Origin of the sequence: Xenophilus sp. (assembly GCF_044462705.1) — a bacterium.
GTDB lineage: Bacteria > Pseudomonadota > Gammaproteobacteria > Burkholderiales > Burkholderiaceae_C > Xenophilus > Xenophilus azovorans.
Map to the genome: position 1 here is coordinate 1 of NZ_JBIQNC010000125.1, position 15,431 is coordinate 15,431.

General features: G+C 70.6%; 15 protein-coding genes. 9 read left to right on the forward strand and 6 right to left on the reverse strand.

Translation table 11 applies throughout. The features are described 5' to 3' along the window. Positions 1–146: 146 nt before the first annotated feature. From ACIY1X_RS17480 to ACIY1X_RS17490, 3 genes are read left to right on the forward strand one after another with little or no spacing between them, the layout of a single operon-like run. On the forward strand, positions 147–2,072 hold the full coding sequence (locus ACIY1X_RS17480) for a pyridoxal phosphate-dependent decarboxylase family protein (RefSeq protein ID WP_399682849.1): 1,926 nt from the start codon (positions 147–149) through the stop codon (positions 2,070–2,072). Between the two features lie 58 nt (positions 2,073–2,130). Then, positions 2,131–3,171 (forward strand): PLP-dependent cysteine synthase family protein, encoded by a 1,041-nt coding sequence (locus ACIY1X_RS17485; protein ID WP_399682851.1) that lies wholly within the window; start codon positions 2,131–2,133, stop codon positions 3,169–3,171. Next, positions 3,168–4,664 (forward strand): UbiD family decarboxylase, encoded by a 1,497-nt coding sequence (locus ACIY1X_RS17490; RefSeq protein ID WP_399682854.1) that lies wholly within the window; start codon positions 3,168–3,170, stop codon positions 4,662–4,664. The genes ACIY1X_RS17485 and ACIY1X_RS17490 overlap by 4 nt, the downstream gene beginning before the upstream one ends. Positions 4,665–4,695: 31 nt before the next feature. Here the strand turns inward: ACIY1X_RS17490 and ACIY1X_RS17495 are convergent, their stop codons facing one another. Together ACIY1X_RS17495 and ACIY1X_RS17500 are read right to left on the reverse strand one after the other, a co-directional pair. Beyond that, entirely contained in the window at positions 4,696–5,061 is a 366-nt protein-coding gene (locus tag ACIY1X_RS17495) for an endonuclease domain-containing protein (RefSeq protein WP_399682856.1), read from the reverse strand. 81 nt (positions 5,062–5,142) lie between these two features. Next, a complete protein-coding gene (locus ACIY1X_RS17500; RefSeq protein WP_399682859.1) occupies positions 5,143–5,577 on the reverse strand; it encodes a hypothetical protein in 435 nt (144 codons plus the stop codon). A gap of 103 nt (positions 5,578–5,680) precedes the next feature. On the opposite strand from ACIY1X_RS17500, the gene ACIY1X_RS17505 reads away from it, so the two are divergent. From ACIY1X_RS17505 to ACIY1X_RS17515, 3 genes are all read left to right on the forward strand, one after another. Next, positions 5,681–6,679 (forward strand): peptidase U32 family protein, encoded by a 999-nt coding sequence (locus ACIY1X_RS17505; RefSeq protein WP_399682862.1) that lies wholly within the window; start codon positions 5,681–5,683, stop codon positions 6,677–6,679. Between the two features lie 10 nt (positions 6,680–6,689). Further along, positions 6,690–7,622 carry a U32 family peptidase gene (locus ACIY1X_RS17510; RefSeq protein WP_399682864.1) on the forward strand — a complete coding sequence of 311 codons (933 nt, stop codon included), beginning with the start codon at positions 6,690–6,692 and terminating at the stop codon, positions 7,620–7,622. A gap of 62 nt (positions 7,623–7,684) precedes the next feature. After that, positions 7,685–8,287 carry a hemolysin III family protein gene (locus ACIY1X_RS17515; RefSeq protein WP_399682867.1) on the forward strand — a complete coding sequence of 201 codons (603 nt, stop codon included), beginning with the start codon at positions 7,685–7,687 and terminating at the stop codon, positions 8,285–8,287. 197 nt (positions 8,288–8,484) lie between these two features. Here ACIY1X_RS17515 and fabB read toward each other — a convergent pair whose 3' ends face one another. The 4 genes from fabB to ACIY1X_RS17535 are packed head-to-tail and all read right to left on the reverse strand — an operon-like array spanning position 8,485 to position 12,318. Beyond that, entirely contained in the window at positions 8,485–9,711 is a 1,227-nt protein-coding gene (gene fabB, locus ACIY1X_RS17520) for a beta-ketoacyl-ACP synthase I (protein WP_399682869.1), read from the reverse strand. Next, the gene (gene fabA, locus ACIY1X_RS17525) at positions 9,711–10,226 is read right to left on the reverse strand and encodes a 3-hydroxyacyl-[acyl-carrier-protein] dehydratase FabA (RefSeq protein WP_399682871.1); all 516 of its coding nucleotides are present in this window, start codon (positions 10,224–10,226) and stop codon (positions 9,711–9,713) included. The genes fabB and fabA overlap by 1 nt, the downstream gene beginning before the upstream one ends. A 29-nt stretch (positions 10,227–10,255) precedes the next feature. Continuing rightward, positions 10,256–11,050 (reverse strand): SCP2 sterol-binding domain-containing protein, encoded by a 795-nt coding sequence (locus ACIY1X_RS17530; protein WP_399682873.1) that lies wholly within the window; start codon positions 11,048–11,050, stop codon positions 10,256–10,258. Next, complete coding sequence (locus tag ACIY1X_RS17535; RefSeq protein ID WP_399682874.1) at positions 11,047–12,318, reverse strand: alginate export family protein; 1,272 nt, start codon at positions 12,316–12,318, stop codon at positions 11,047–11,049. Before ACIY1X_RS17535 ends, ACIY1X_RS17530 begins: the two co-directional genes overlap by 4 nt. 133 nt (positions 12,319–12,451) lie before the next feature. Between ACIY1X_RS17535 and nirK the strand changes: the two genes are divergently transcribed. The 3 genes from nirK to ACIY1X_RS17550 are packed head-to-tail and all read left to right on the forward strand — an operon-like array spanning position 12,452 to position 15,297. Continuing rightward, positions 12,452–13,942 carry a copper-containing nitrite reductase gene (gene nirK / locus ACIY1X_RS17540; RefSeq protein WP_399682882.1) on the forward strand — a complete coding sequence of 497 codons (1,491 nt, stop codon included), beginning with the start codon at positions 12,452–12,454 and terminating at the stop codon, positions 13,940–13,942. 6 nt (positions 13,943–13,948) lie between these two features. Continuing rightward, positions 13,949–14,716, forward strand: a complete 768-nt coding sequence (locus ACIY1X_RS17545; RefSeq protein ID WP_399682877.1) for a formylglycine-generating enzyme family protein — start codon at positions 13,949–13,951, stop codon at positions 14,714–14,716. Then, positions 14,713–15,297, forward strand: a complete 585-nt coding sequence (locus ACIY1X_RS17550; protein ID WP_399682879.1) for an SCO family protein — start codon at positions 14,713–14,715, stop codon at positions 15,295–15,297. Before ACIY1X_RS17545 ends, ACIY1X_RS17550 begins: the two co-directional genes overlap by 4 nt. The last annotated feature ends 134 nt before the right edge of the window (positions 15,298–15,431 follow it).

Sequence of the window (15,431 nt, forward strand, 5' to 3'; positions counted from 1 at the left end):
ACACGGACGTGCCGCACGCGGCAGGCCACACCCCCGCCTCCCGCGCACGCCAGGAAACACTTCACACCGCGCCGGAGCGACGCGGCGAAGCGACGCGCTTGATTCAGGTCAGAGCGCGGGCCATCAGGCGTCCATAGCCTGCGCCCATGGACTCCCGCGCCCCCGACGACCACGGCCTGATCGACGCCTGCTTCCTCGGCCCCTACGGCGAAAACGACACCCTGCTCGAAAAGCTGGTGGTCGAATTCCTGCGCGACCACGTCTACTGGCGCCGCAACTTCCACCCCGAGGACCCGCCGGCCATCCCCACCGCCGCCGCGCAACGCCCCGGCTACCTGGCGATGGAAGCGCGGATGCGGCGCGAGCTGCACCAGCTCTCGGCCGCGCTGAAGCACTCGGTGCCGTTCCACAGCCCGCGCTACGTCGGCCACATGGTCTCGGACCTGCTGCTGCCCGGGCTCGCGGCGCAACTGCTGACGCTGCCCTACAACCCGAACAACGTCAGCGAGGACGCCGCGCCGGTGACGGTGGACCTGGAAGTCCAGGTCGGCCTGCAGCTCGCGCGCATGCTCGGCTTCCCGCACGACCCGGCGCAGCCCGATTGCGCGTTCGGCCACCTCACGTCCGGCGGCACGTCGGCCAACCTGCAGGCCCTGCGCCTGGCGCTCGCGCTGAAGGCGTTCCCGGTCGCGCTGCGCGCGGCGCGCGTGCCCGGCGAGGCGGTAAACCTCCCCGAAGACGACTGGCAAGCCTTCAACCTCGCCCCCGCCGACGCCATCGCCCTGCTCGGCCAGTGGAACGCCTGGCTCGCCGCGCAGCCGCCCGCGGAGCGGCGCACCTGGCGCGAGCGGGTCCACGCGCAACGCCTCGAGCAGCGCGGCCTGCACGGTTTCCTGCAGGCGCACCTGCACCTGCGCGTGCCGATGGTGCTGGCCCCGGCCACCGCGCACTATTCCTGGAGCAAGGGCATGAAGCTGCTCGGCCTCGGCCGCGACCAGCTCCAGGCGGTGCCCCAGCACGACATGCGCCTGGATCCGGACGCGCTCGAGGACATGCTGCTGGCCTGCGAACGCGGGCGCCAGCCGGTGCTGATGGTGGTCGGCGTGCTCGGCACCACCGAGTACGGCAGCATCGACCCGATCGACCGCATCTGCGCCGCGCGCGACGCTGCGATCGCGCGCGGCTTCGGCACCTGCGTGCACGTGGATGCCGCCTGGGGCGGTTATCTCGCCGCGCTGTTCCGCAATCCCGACGGCAGCCTGCGCGCACGCGAGGACGTCGCCGCGGAATTCGACCACTTCCCTTCGCCCGCGGTGCACGCCGCGTTCGCCGCGCTCGGCCGCGCCGAATCGGTCACCGTGGATCCGCACAAGCTGGGTTACCTGCCCTACGGCGCCGGCGCCTTCGTCTGCCGCGACCACCGCGGCATGCGCCTGCTGGCCGAAAGCGCCGACTATGTCTTCCACAGCGAGGCCCCCGCCGACTACCTGGCGCATTACCGCCACCTCGGCCAGTACACGATCGAAGGCTCCAAGCCCGGCGCCGCCGCGGCCGCCGCCTACGTGACCCACAAGGTGCTGCCGCTGGACCACACCGGCTTCGGCCAGCTGCAGCGGCATTCGCTCCAGGCGGCGGAGGCCTTCCACGCGCGTGCCCTGCGCTTCGCCGAAGACATCGCCGACCTGGCCCACGCCTGCGTGCCATTCGCGCCGGACACCAACCTGGTGTGCCTGGCGCTCAACCCGCGCGGCAACCACGACCTGCCCGCGGCCAGCGCCTTCGTGCGCAAGCTGCACGAAGGCCTGCGCTGCGACCCGAAGCAGCCGTTGCAGATCCGCGAGTTCTTCGGCTCGGTGACCACGCTGCGCATCGCCGCGCTAGACCGCGCGGAGGCGGCGCGGGTGCTCGGTGCCCTGCGCCTGGCCCAGCCGGGCGACGGCGAGGACGACGCGCTGGTGATCCTGCGGCACACGCTGATGAACCCGTACCTGATCGACCGCGAGAACGGGATCAGCTACATCGACCTGTATTTCGACCACCTCGCGGAGCGGATCCGTGCGCTGCGCGGGTGATGTCGTCGCCTTGCGCACGCGCCCGGGCGCACGGCCGAAGCCCGCATCGCGCAGTTGGGTGCGCAGCGCGATCGGCGCATTGCGGCGCGAGGCCGCGCGCTCGGCCGACACCCATCTGCTGCACCAGCGCTTCCCGGCGTTCCCGGGCATCGACTTCTACTTCAAGGACGAGGCCGCGCACCCCAGCGGCAGCCTGAAGCACCGGCTGGCGCGCTCGCTGTACCTGTACGCGCTGTGCAACGGCCGGCTCGGCGAAGGCCAGCGCGTGGTGGACGCCTCTTCGGGCAGCACCGCCATTTCCGAAGCCTGGTTCGCGCGCCTGCTCGGGCTGCCGTTCGTGGCGGTGATGCCGGCCTGCACCGCGCCCGGCAAGATTGCCGCGGTACGCGCGCTCGGCGGCGCGTGCGACCTGGTCGACGACCCGTCGCAGGTGTATGCCCGCGCCGCGTGGCACGAAGCGCAAGGCGCCTGCCACCTCGACCAGTTCGGCCTCGCCGAACGCGCCACCGACTGGCGCGGCAACAACAACATCGCCGAATCGATCCTCGGCCAGCTCGCGCGCGAACCGCATCCGTGCCCGAGCTGGATCGTGTGCGGCGCCGGCACCGGCGGCACCTCGGCGACGATCGGCCGCTTCCTGCGCTATCGCGGCCTGGACACGCGCTTGTGCGTCGCCGAGCCCGCGGGCGCCGCGTTTGCCGGCGGCTGGCAGGCACACCGGCGCGACGCCGTCGCGCGCCAGTGCACCGTAATCGAAGGCATCGGCCGCCCGCGGGTGGAACCGGGCTTCCTGTTCGAGGTCGTGGACGAGGTGATCGAGGTGGCCGACGCGCAGTCGATCGCCGCCGCCTGGTTGCTGGAGGAAGTGCTGGGGCGCCGCTATGGCGGCTCGACCGGGACCAACCTGGCCGCCTGCCTGCTGCTGGCCGCGCGCATGCGCGACCGCGGCGAGACCGGCAGCATCGTCACCCTGCTCTGCGACCGCGGCGAACGCTACGCCGAGACCCTGTTCGACCCGCGCTGGCTCGCGCAGCACGGCATCGACCCGCGCCCGAACCTGGCCGCGCTGCGCGCCACCGTGCTGCAGCCGGGCGCATGAGCTTCCACGACCTGCGCGGCTTCCTCGCGCACCTGGAGCGTGCCGGGCAGCTCACGCGCCTGGCCGCGCCGATCGACCCGGACCTGGAGACGACCTCGCTGTGCCTGCGGCTGCAGAAGGCCGGCGGCCCGGCCTTGCTGGCCGAGCATCCAGCCGGCGCGGCGCATCCGTTCCTTGGCAACCTGTTCGGCCACCGCGCGCGGATCGAGGCGGCGCTGGCCGGGCGCCCGCTGGCGAGCCTGCGCGAACTTGGCGAGCTCCTTGCCGCGCTGAAGGAACCGCGTTGGCCCTCGAGCCTGCGCCAGGCACTGTCCACCTGGCCGGAACTGGCGCAGCTGGCGACCGTGGCGCCGCGCCAGGTGCATGACGCCGAGTTCAACGAGTGCCTCCTCGAAGGGGACGCCATCGACCTGTCCGCGCTACCGATCCAGCGTTGCTGGCCGGGCGATGCCGGCCGCCTGATCACGCTCGGCCTGGTCATCACCCGCGGCACCCGGCAGCCGCGACAGAACCTGGCGATCTACCGGATGCAGGTGCTTGGCCGCAACCGGGTCATCATGCGCTGGCTGCCGCACCGCGGCGGCGCGCTCGACTTCGCCGACTGGACCCGCGCGCATCCGGATCGGCCGTTCCCGGTGCTGGTCGCGATCGGCGCCGACCCGGCGACCCTGCTGGCCGCGGTTGCGCCGGTGCCGGACACCTTGTCCGAACACGAATTCGCCGGGCTGCTGCGCGGCCGTCGCAGCCGCGTCTGGCACAGCGCGGCCACCGGCCTGGACGCGCCCGCCGGCGCCGAGATCCTGTTCGAAGGCCACATCGCGCCCGGCGACACGGCGCCGGAGGGCCCGTTCGGCGACCACACCGGCTACTACAACGCCGTCGACCATTTCCCGGTGCTGACCATCGACCGCATCCGCATGCGCCGCGACGCCATCTACCAGGGCAGCTACATGGGCCGCGCGCCGCACGACGAGCCGTCGGTGCTGGCCAGTGCGCTGAACGAGGTGTTCGTGCCGATCCTGCAGCGCGTGTTCCCGGAAGTCGTCGACTTCCACCTGCCGCCGGAAGCCTGCTCCTACCGCATCGCCGTCGTCTCGATCCGCAAGCAGTACGCCGGCCACGCGCGCCGGTTGATGATGGCGGTCTGGTCCTACCTGCGCCAGTTCACCTACACCAAGTTCGTGATCGTGGTGGACGAGGACATCGACGCGCGCGACTGGGCGCAGGTGCTGTGGGCCCTCTCCACCCGCGTCGACCCCGCCCGCGACACCATGCTGGTCGAGAACACCCCCATCGACTACCTCGACTTCGCCAGCCCCGTCTCCGGCCTCGGCTCCAAGCTCGGCATCGACGCCACCAACAAATGGCCCGGCGAAACCACCCGCCCCTGGGGCCGCCCCATCACCCTCGACCCCGAAGTGGAAGCCAGGGTCGACACCCTCCTTTCCCTTCTCCCCGCCCGCGGGGAGAAGGTGGCGCGAAGCGCCGGATGAGGGGCTCTTTTGACGGGGGGGGACAGCAACCTCACCCACTCCACCCATCCCGCCCTTCCAGCGCCCCCAACACCGCCTCCAACACCGCTTCCGCTTCCTTCAGCACCTCATGGTTCCAGAACCGCAACACCCGGAAGCCGCGGCTTTCCAGATAGTGCGTGCGCGCGGCGTCGTACTGCATGCGTTCCAGATGCTGGCCGCCATCTGCCTCAACAATCAATCGGGATCCAAGGCAAACGAAGTCGGCGTAATACGGACCGATGCGGTGCTGGCGGCGGAACTTGAAACCGGAGAGTCGGCGGTCTCGAAGCAGGTACCAGAGCTTCTGCTCCGCGTCGGTCATGGACTGGCGGAGTTCGCGTTCGCGGGTGCGGTCCCGGGCGGTGCGCATGCGCATGTGTGGAACATGCGGTGCATGGTGGTGGACTGTCTGTAGGGGAAGTGCTTGGCTCAAGGGGAAAGAGCCCCTCATCCGCCCCTACTCCACGAACTGCGCGTCGTAAGACTCCAGCGCAGCGCGCATGCCCTCCGCGGGCGACAGGTCGGCCGGGTTCGCCTTCAACTTCGACGCCTCCTGCATCAGCGGCGCAATGATCAGGTGCAAGGCGGCGTCCGCGTCCGGCGGGAGCTTGCAGTTGGCGACGATCTCGCGCACATGGCCGCTGACCGTGTCCGCCAGCGCCACGACCTGCCCCTCATCCAGGTGCCCGTGCTCCGCATGCTCCAGCGCGGCCACCGCGTCGCGGATCCCGGCCATGTTCTCGCGCAGCGGCGCGTCGGTCGCGTAGCGCTCGCCCGGGTCGGCGGCCTGCGCGGCGGGCGTGGCGTGGTGGTGCGCGTGGTCCTGCGCCGACACCGCGGGAGCGCCGCACACGGCGGCGATGAGGAGCGAGGACACGAGCAGTCTGTTCATGCCGGCACATTAGCCCGCCGCCCCGTCCCCGCGATTGATCCAGGTCAATGACGCGCCCGATGGCCACCGCCGACCATCCCGCCACCCCACTTCAGGAGCGCGCATGGAACTCGTGTGCCCGGCAGGCAACCTGCCCGCGTTGCAGGCGGCGGTGGACGCGGGCGCGGACGCGGTCTACGCCGGCTTCCGCGACCAGACCAACGCCCGCGCCTTTCCCGGCCTGAACTTCGACGAGTCCGAACTGCGCGCCGGCATCGGCTACGCCCACGCCCAGGGCTGCAAGGTCTACCTCGCGCTCAACACCTATCCCGACAGCGCGCGCCTGTCGCTGTGGCACGGCGCGGTGGACCGCGCTGCCGAACTCGGCTGCGACGCGATCATCGCCGCCGAAGCGGCGGTCCTGGCCTACGCGGCGCGAAAGCACCCCGACCTGCCGCGCCACCTTTCCGTGCAAGGCTCGGCCACCACCGCCCCGGCGCTGCGCTATTTCCACGAACGCTTCGGCATCGCCCGCGCGGTGCTGCCCCGGGTGCTGTCCATCCAGCAGGTCGAACGCCTGTGCCAGGCCTCGCCGGTGCCGCTGGAGACCTTCGCCTTCGGCAGCCTGTGCATCATGGTCGAGGGCCGCTGCCAGCTCTCCAGTTACGTCACCGGCGCGTCGCCGAACCGCCATGGCGTGTGCTCGCCGGCGAAGTTCGTGCGCTGGGACGAACAGGCCGACGGCAGCCGCAGCGTGCGCCTCAACGAGGTCCTGATCGACGAGTTCGCGCCGCAGGAACCAGCCGGCTACCCCACCGTGTGCAAGGGCCGCTTCGATGTCCGCGGCGAGGTCTTCCACGCGCTCGAGGAACCGACCAGCCTCAACACCCTCGATCTGCTGCCGCGCCTGGCGCGCGCCGGCGTCGCCGCATTGAAGATCGAAGGCCGCCAGCGCGGCGCGGCCTACGTGGCCTCGGTCGCGCGGACCTGGCGCGCGGCGCTGGACCATTACGCGCACTCGCCCGACACCTGGTCGCCGAACGCGAAATGGCACGAGGCGCTGGGCAAGCACGCCGAAGGCCACCAGACGACGCTGGGGGCGTACCACCGTGCCTGGCATTGAGGGCGGCGCCATGAGGGAAGCCGACCATGGGTCGGCTCTACGGGGCGACGGCGGGATCGGGTTGAGCCTGGGGCCGCTGCAGTATTTCTGGCCGCGGGAGAAGACGCTCACGTTCTATCGCGCCGTGGGCGACTGGCCGGTCGAGGTCGTGTACCTGGGCGAAACCGTCTGCAGCAAGCGGCGCGAGCTGCGCACGGTCGACTGGATCGACCTGGCCGGAGAACTGGCGGCCGGCGGCAAGCAGGTGGTGCTGTCCACGCTGGCGCTGATCGAAGCCGAATCCGAACTGTCGGTACTGCGCCGCCAGGTCGAGCACGGCGCGTTCTGGATCGAGGCGAACGACTACTCCGCGGTGCAGCTGTGCCGCGAGCGTGGCATCCCGTTCGTCGCCGGCCCCTCGCTCAACGTCTACAACCACTGCGCTCTGGCGATGCTGGTCGAGGACGGCTTGCGCCGCTGGGTGCCGGGCGTCGAACAGGGGCATGCGTTGATCGCGGAGATCATCGAGGCGACCGCAGCGGAAGGCCGCCCGATGCCGGAACTCGAGGTCGTCGCCTGGGGCCGCCCGCCGCTGTCCTGGTCGGCGCGCTGCTTCACCGCCCGCGCCTTCGACGTGCCCAAGGACCAGTGCGGCTTCCGCTGCATCGAGCATCCCGACGGCCTGCCGCTGGCGACCCGCGAAGGAGAGCCGCTGCTGCGCATCAACGGCATCCAGATCATGGGCGAACACATCCTCGACCTCGCTCCGGAGCTGCCGACCCTGCGCGCACTCGGCGTGCGCCTGCTGCGCATCCAGCCGCAGGCAGAAGGCATGGACGACGTGTTGCACCACTTCCAGCGCGCACTCGCCAGCCCGACGCCGGTGCCCTACCTCGCGCACCGCAGCGGGTACTGGCATGGGCAGGCCGGGATGGATACGCGCGTGCCGGCCGAAGCGGGATGAGAAGCGCGGACGCACCGTCCCTCCGAATCCGGACGCGCCGCACCCCGACGCGGGGCGAGGATGTGGCCAACACCCTCAGCCATGGCATCGGCCTGCTGCTGGCGCTGGTCGCGCTGCCGTTCCTGGTGCGCGATGCGGCGCGCAGCGGCGGCGCGCTGCCGATCCTCGGCGCCTCGGTGTTCGGCGCCACGATGGTGCTGGCCTACCTCACCTCGACGCTGTACCACGCGTTCCCGCGCGCCGATCGCAACGGGGTGTTGCGGCGCCTGGACCACAGCGCGATCTACCTGCTCATCGCCGGCACCTACACCCCGGTGCTGCTCGGCGTGCTGCGCGGCGCCGCCGGGTGGACCATGCTGGCGGTGATCTGGACACTGGCCGTCGCGGGCGTCGTGTTCAAGCTGCTTGCCGGGGCGCGGTACCGGAAGGTGTCGGTCGCGCTGTATGTCGCGATGGGCTGGGCGGCGCTGGCGGTGATCCAGCCGCTATGGACGCACATGGCGCCTGCCGGCCTCGCCTGGTTGTTTGCGGGCGGCGTCGCGTACACCGTGGGCGTCGTGTTCTACCTGCTGCACGAGCGGGTGCGGTATAGCCACTTCGTGTGGCATCTGTTCGTGATGGGGGGGACGGGGTGCCACTTTGTGATGGTGTGGGGGTACGTTTGAAGCGCCCCTCATCCGGCGCTTCGCGCCACCTTCTCCCCGCAGGCGGGGAGAAGGGATAGGGCAAAGGCGCCCCTCATCCGCCCCTTCGGGGCACCTTCTCCCCGCAGGCGGGGAGAAGGGATAGGGCAAGGGCGCCCCTCATCCGCCCCTTCGGGGCACCTTCTCCCCGCAGGGCGGGGAGAAGGGAGAAAGGGAGATCAGGGTTTGCGGAAGATGAGGGTGCCGTTGGTGCCGCCGAAGCCGAAGCTGTTGGACATGACCGTGGTCAGGGCCGCGTCGGTGGCGTGGCGCAGGATCGGGAAGTCGGCGGCCTTGGGGTCGAGTTCCAGGATGTTGTAGGAGCCGGCCATGAAGCCCTCGCGCAGCATCAGCAGGCAGTAGATCGCCTCGTGCACGCTCGCCGCGCCGAGCGAATGGCCGCTCAGCGCCTTGGTCGACGACAGCGGCGGCACCTTGCCCTCGCCGAACGCCTCGCGGATCGCCTGCAGCTCGACGATGTCGCCCAGCGGCGTCGAGGTGCCGTGCGTGTTGAGGTAGTCCACCGGCGTGTCCACGCCTTCCAGCGCCATGCGCATGCAGCGCACCGCGCCCTCGCCCGACGGCGCGACCATGTCCACGCCGTCCGAGGTCACCCCATAGCCGACCAGCTCCGCAATGATGTTGGCGCCGCGCGCCTTCGCGTGCTCGTAGTCCTCCAGCACCAGCATGCCGCCGCCGCCGGCGATGACGAAACCGTCGCGGTGCAGGTCGTAGGGCCGCGAGGCGGTCCCCGGCGTGTCGTTGTGGTGGGTCGAGAGCGCGCCCATCGCGTCGAACTGCGAGGTCATGCCCCAATGCACTTCCTCGCCGCCGCCGGCGAAGACCACGTCCTGCAGCCCGTGCCGGATCATGTCCGCCGCGGCGCCGATGCAGTGCGCCGAGGTCGCGCAGGCGGCGGAAATCGAATAGCTCACCCCGCGGATGCCGAACGCGGTGGCCAGCGAGGCCGAAACGGTCGAGCACATCGTCCGCGGCACCATGTACGGCCCGACCTTGCGCACGCCCTTCTCGCGCAGCAGGTCGCCGGTGGCGATCTGCCACTGCGCCGAACCGCCGCCGGACCCGGCGATCACGCCGGTGCGCGGGTCGCGCACCACTTCGTCGGCAAGCCCCGCGTCGGCGATCGCGTCGCGCATGGAAACATAGGCATACGCCGCCGCGTCGCCCATGAAGCGCTTGAGCTTGCGGTCGATCGCCGCATCCAGGTCGATGTCGGGCACGCCGGCCACCTGGCTGCGCAGGCCGAGCTCGGCGTATTCGGGCACGAAGCGGATCCCCGGCCGGGTCTGGCGCAGGGAATCGGTAACGCTGGCGAAGTCGTTGCCCAGGCACGAGACGATGCCCATGCCGGTGACCACCACGCGTCGCTGTCCAGCCTTCGCCATCAGAACGACTCCGTGGACCCGAACAGGCCCACGCGCAGGTTGTGCGCGGTATAGATCTCGCGCCCGTCGACCAGGGTGCGGCCGTCGGCAATCACCATCTTCAGCTTCCCGCGCATGACCCGCTTGATATCGATTTCATAGCTGACCAGTTTCGCCGATGGCAGCACCTGGCCCGTGAACTTCACTTCACCCACACCCAGCGCGCGGCCGCGGCCCGGCTCGCCCAGCCACGGCAGATAGAAGCCGGCGAGCTGCCACATGGCGTCCACGCCCAGGCAGCCCGGCATCACCGGGTCGCCCTCGAAGTGGCAGGCGAAGAACCACAGGTCCGGGGTGATGTCGAGCTCGGCGCGGATCACGCCCTTGCCGTGGCTGCCGCCCTCCGTGGAGATCTCGGTGATGCGGTCGAACATCAGCATCGGCGGCGCCGGCAGGCGGGCGTTGCCGGGGCCGAACATCTCGCCGCGGGCGCAGGCCAGCAGCTGCTCGCGATCGAGCGAGGCGGGTCGGGTCATGGGCGGCAGGGATTCCGGGAAAACCGCAATTATGCCGCAGTGCGCCATCCGGGTCGGCCCGCGTGCGCCGCGCGGGCGCGGTGCGCCAGCCGGGCGCCGCGGTCCAGGCCGATCCGCAGGCCCAGCGGCACGCTGGCCCAGGGCAGCCCTTCCAGCAGGTTGCGCGCGGCCAGGCCCAGTTCGGTGTCGCCGGTCAGGACCAGGCGACGCTGGAAGAACAGCGTGTCGGCGTCCTCCTGGCGCGCGGCGAGCAGCAGCAGGTCGGTGGCGCTGCCGCGGACGCTGGCCTCCGGGGTGCCGCCGACCACGGCCACGCGGTCGCCGTGCAGGCCGATGACCCAGTGCAGGCCGAGGTCGGTGACTTCGATGCCGAGGCGGCGGTTGCGGAGGAATTCGAGGTGGCCGGCGGCGAGGGACGTGGCCAGGACGCGGGCCATGGCTTGTTCGAGGAAGCGGGCCTGGGGGGATTTGGGAAGGTGCTTGAGGAGGGGGGCGAGGCGGTTTGGTGGGGGGATGAGGTGGAGGAGGAACTGGGGGATTGCTTGATCGCTGGGATCTGTCGCGGCTTCCGCCGCTCCCACAAGGGAGAGATCCATCAAGGCCGACGCAGTGGCGGCGGGGACGCCGACGCGGGCGGCGAGGCGCTGGGCGCGGGCGTGGATGGCGGCTTCGCGGTCGGGGTCGCGCGGCGGCAGGCCGGCGCGGCGCTTGCCGCGGGCGGCCGCGGCGGCGAGCCGGCCGCGCGCGGCGAGCAGCAGCACCAGGGCGTCGTCCACGCCGTCGATCAGGCGCCGCACCGGCCGCAGCAACAGCGGCCGGCTCACCGCGTCCACTCCAGCTGCAACCACAGCTTGCGGGTGTCGCGGGCGTAGCCGTCGGCGCGGTAGTCGGCGACCTTCGCCAGCCACTTCACCTGCGTGCCAAACGCGCCGCCGAGGGAGGCGTTCCACTCGCGCCCGTAGTCGCCGCCGGTGTCCGCACGGTAATCGTGCCAGGCCACTTGCCAGTCGAGCGCCCTGCCCCGGCCCAGCTTGCCGCCCGCACCCAGGTAGCGGTCTTCCAGCCCGCCGGCGGGGATCGCGTTGAACTTGTCCGCCCAGCCGTTGAACGCATGCAGCGTGCCCAGCGGCGCCTGCAGCGCATGCGTGCCGTCGCCGCCCAGGTGCTCGACGCCGGCGCGCCAGGTGGTGCCGCGCACCACGCAGGCCGGTTCGATCCGCCAGTAGTCGTGCGAGAACGCCAGCGGCGCATCGCCCGCTTCGGTCTGCCGCGCGATGTCCGCCTCGATCCGGCAACCGTGCCCGTCGCGCACGCCGTTCCAGGCGCCGCGCAGGCCGCGGGTCGCGGTAGAGGCGGTCGCCAGGTCGCGGTCCCGGTGCAGCAACACATAGGGCGCCACCTGCACCCGACCATGCGTCCAGGCCAGCTCCGCGTAGTGGCTGTCCAGGCGCCGCTCGCGCGCCAGCGGATCGCGCGCCTGGTCGCCGTTGACCCGGTGCACACGCCCCAGCCACGCATAGTGCAGCGTCGTGGACGCGTGCAATTGCGCGTCGAGGGCCACGGCATCGAAAGTCTGCTCGTTCTGCCGCCAACCGCTGTTGCCGATCCAGCGCTGGTTGCCCATCAGCAGCCGCTGGCGGCCCGCCGTGGCGGTGATGCGATCACCGGCATGCCGCAGCCACGCCTGGTTGAGTTCCACGCCGTGCGGATCGGCCACCACCGGCCAGCCCGCGTGACCGTTGCGGCCGTCGTTGAACGCGCCCGCGGACGCGATGCCCTCGCCTTCCAGCAGCGCTTCCCAGCCCCCGCCGAAGCGGCCATGCAGGCCCGCACGCAGGCGCAGCGTGGTCGCGTCGGCCGACGGCCGGAACGCGTCGTCTTCGACGTGTTCCTGGCGCAGGCGCAGGTGGCCTTCGAACTCCCATCCCACCGCCTGCGCGAACGCCTGGGGGACGACGGTGCACAACGCCACGACCAGCAAGGATCGCGAAGGGACACGAAGGGACATGGTGGGTTCCTGCCGCGGGGTGCGGCAAGGCTCGTCCGCGGCCCCCGTGGCGGCATTGATCCAGGTCAAGGGATGGGCCAGCATGGTCGCGATCCAACACGCGTTTGACCCACGTCAGGTCGGCATCTGGCGGAACGATGCAAGCTGCCACCATCCAGCAGAACCCAGGAAAAGGGGACCGCAAATGAGAAAGCCGCTTCGTCAACTCATCGCCGCCATGGTCGCCACCGCGCTCGCGCTGGCCGGCTGCAACGGCAGCGCACCACCGCAGAAGCAGGCCGCCGGCACGTCGCCCAGCGACACCGGCGGTTCGCTCAAGGGCGACTTCGGGCCACCGCAGGGCGAGCCGATTGAAGCCGTGCTCACCTCGCCGCCGTTCGTGCCGCCGCCGACCAACCGCGACTATCCGGCGAAGGTGGTCGTGACCTTGGACGTGATCGAGAAGGAAATGGAGATCTCGCCCGGCGTCACCTACACCTTCTGGACCTTCGGCGGCACGGTCCCGGGCAGCTTCATCCGCGTGCGCCAGGGCGACACGGTGCAGTTCCACCTGCGCAACATGCCCGACAGCAAGATGCCGCACAACATCGACCTGCACGGCGTCACCGGCCCCGGTGGCGGCGCCTCGTCGACCTTCACCGCGCCCGGCCACGTCAGCCGCTTCACCTTCAAGGCGCTCAACGCCGGCCTGTACGTCTACCACTGCGCCACCGCGCCGGTGGGCATGCACATCGCCAACGGGATGTACGGCCTGATCCTGGTCGAGCCGCCGGGTGGCATGCCGCCGGTCGACCGCGAGTACTACGTGATGCAGGGCGACTTCTACACCACGGGCAAGTACCGCGAGAAGGGCCACCAGGAATTCGACATGCAGAAGGGCGTGGACGAGAACCCCACCTACGTCCTGTTCAACGGCAAGGAAGGCGCCCTCACCGGCGACAATGCGCTCAAGGCCAACACCGGCGAGAGCGTGCGCCTGTACGTCGGCAACGGCGGCCCGAACCTGGTGTCGAGCTTCCACGTGATCGGCGAGATCTTCGACAAGGTCTGGTTCGAGGGCGGCACCCGCTACAACGAGAACGTGCAGACCACGCTGATCCCCGCGGGCGGCGCCGCGATCATGGACTTCCACGTCGAAGTGCCGGGCAGCTACGTGCTGGTCGACCACTCGATCTTCCGCGCGTTCAACAAGGGCGCGCTGGCGATCCTGAAGGCCGAGGGCCCCGAACGCCCCGACATCTACTCGGGCAAGGAAGTCGACGCCATGTACATCGGCGACCAGGCCGCGCCCAACCTCGCCGCGGTCGGCAAGGCCGCCGAGGCCGCGCAGACCGGCACGCTGACGGTGGAGGACCAGATCAAGGCCGGCGAGGCGCTGTTCGCGGGCACCTGCTCGACCTGCCACCAGGCCAATGGCCAGGGCCTCGAGGGCGTGTTCCCGCCGCTGGCCGGCTCGGACTGGATCGCCGCCGATCCCAAGCGGATTCCCGCGGTCATCCTGCACGGCCTGACCGGCCCGGTCGTGGTCAACGGCAAGGAGTACAACTCGGTGATGCCACCGATGTCGCAGCTCACCGACGACGAGGTCGCGAACATCTCGACCTACGTCCTCAACAGCTGGGGCAACCCGGGCGGCCAAATCACCAAGGAAGAGGCGGCCGCCGCGCGCCAGGGCCCGGCGCTGGGCACGGGCGAGGCGGTCCACTGACGGTCCATGAAGAGGATCACCCTCCTTCTCGCCCTCCTGCCCGTCGCCGCACTCGCGGCGGCGGGCAGCGGCTTCGTCAGCCTGCCCGGCGGCAACTTCAAGTCGGCGCTGAAGTACGAGGACACGCCGACGGTGAAGGTGGCGCCGTTCGAGCTGCAGAAGGCGCCGGTGACCAACGCGCAATTCCTCGCGTTCGTGCAGGCCCACCCCGAGTGGCGGCGCGACAAGGTGGCCCGCGTGCTGGCGGACGAACGCTACCTGCAGCACTGGGCCGGCCCGGTGGCGCTGAAGGACGACGCCCAGGCGAAGCAGCCGGTGGTCAACGTGAGCTGGTTCGCCGCCTCGGCCTACTGCGAGGCGCAGGGTGCGCGGCTGCCGACCTGGAGCGAATGGGAATACGCCGCCGCCGCCGACGAGACTCGCACCGACGCGCGCAAGGACCCGGCGTGGCGCGAACGCATCCTTGGCTGGTACTCGCGCCCGTCCACCGGGCCGTTGCCGCGCGCCGGGTTGCAAACGCCCAACGCTTACGGCGTGCAGGACCTGCACGGCCTGGTCTGGGAATGGACCGATGATTTTTCCTCGCTGATGATCGCCGAGGACGCCCGCAAGCAGGGCGATCCGGACAAGGCGAAATTCTGCGGCGCGGGCGCCCTGTCCATGGACGACCGCGACAACTACGCGGTGCTGATGCGCGTGGCCATGCTTTCCTCGCTTACCGCGAAGAGCACCACCGCCAACCTCGGCTTCCGCTGTGCCCGGAGCACGCAATGACCCGCGCTGTCTTTTCCCTCTTCCTTGCCATGTTTCTTGTGGGAGCGGCGGCAGCCGCAACCCCCGTAGAGCCGACCCATGGTCGGCTCCCCACCGACTCCATCTACCAACTCCCCATCTCCCTCACCGACCAGCACGGCAAGACCTTCGACTGGCGCACCCGCCGCGGCCAGCCGCAGATCGTCGGCATGTTCTACACGTCCTGCCGCTACATCTGTCCGCTGATCGTCGAAAGCGGCAAGGCCGTCGACCGCTCACTCACGCCGGCGCAGCGCGCGAAGCTCGGCATCCTGCTGATCAGCATGGACCCCGCCCGCGACGATCCCGCCGCGCTGATGGCCGTGGTGAAGGAACGTAAGGTGGACGGCCGCTGGACCCTGGCCACGCCGAAGCCCGCCGACGTGCGCAGCGTCGCCGGCGTCCTCGACATCCAGTACCGCCAGCTCTCCGACGGCGAATTCAACCACACCAGCGCGCTGATCCTGCTGGACAAGGACGGCCGCATCGTCGCCCGCACCGAAAGGATGGGCAGCAAGCTCGACCCCGAGTTCCTCGAGGCGGTGAAGGCGCAACTGGACTGAAAAGCGCCCCTCATCCGGCGCTTCGCGCCACCTTCTCCCCGCAGGGGCGGATGAGGGGCGCTCTTGCTCTTGACTCCCTTCTCCCCGCCTGCGGGGAGAAGGTGCCCCGAAGGGGCGGATGAGGGGCGCTTTTC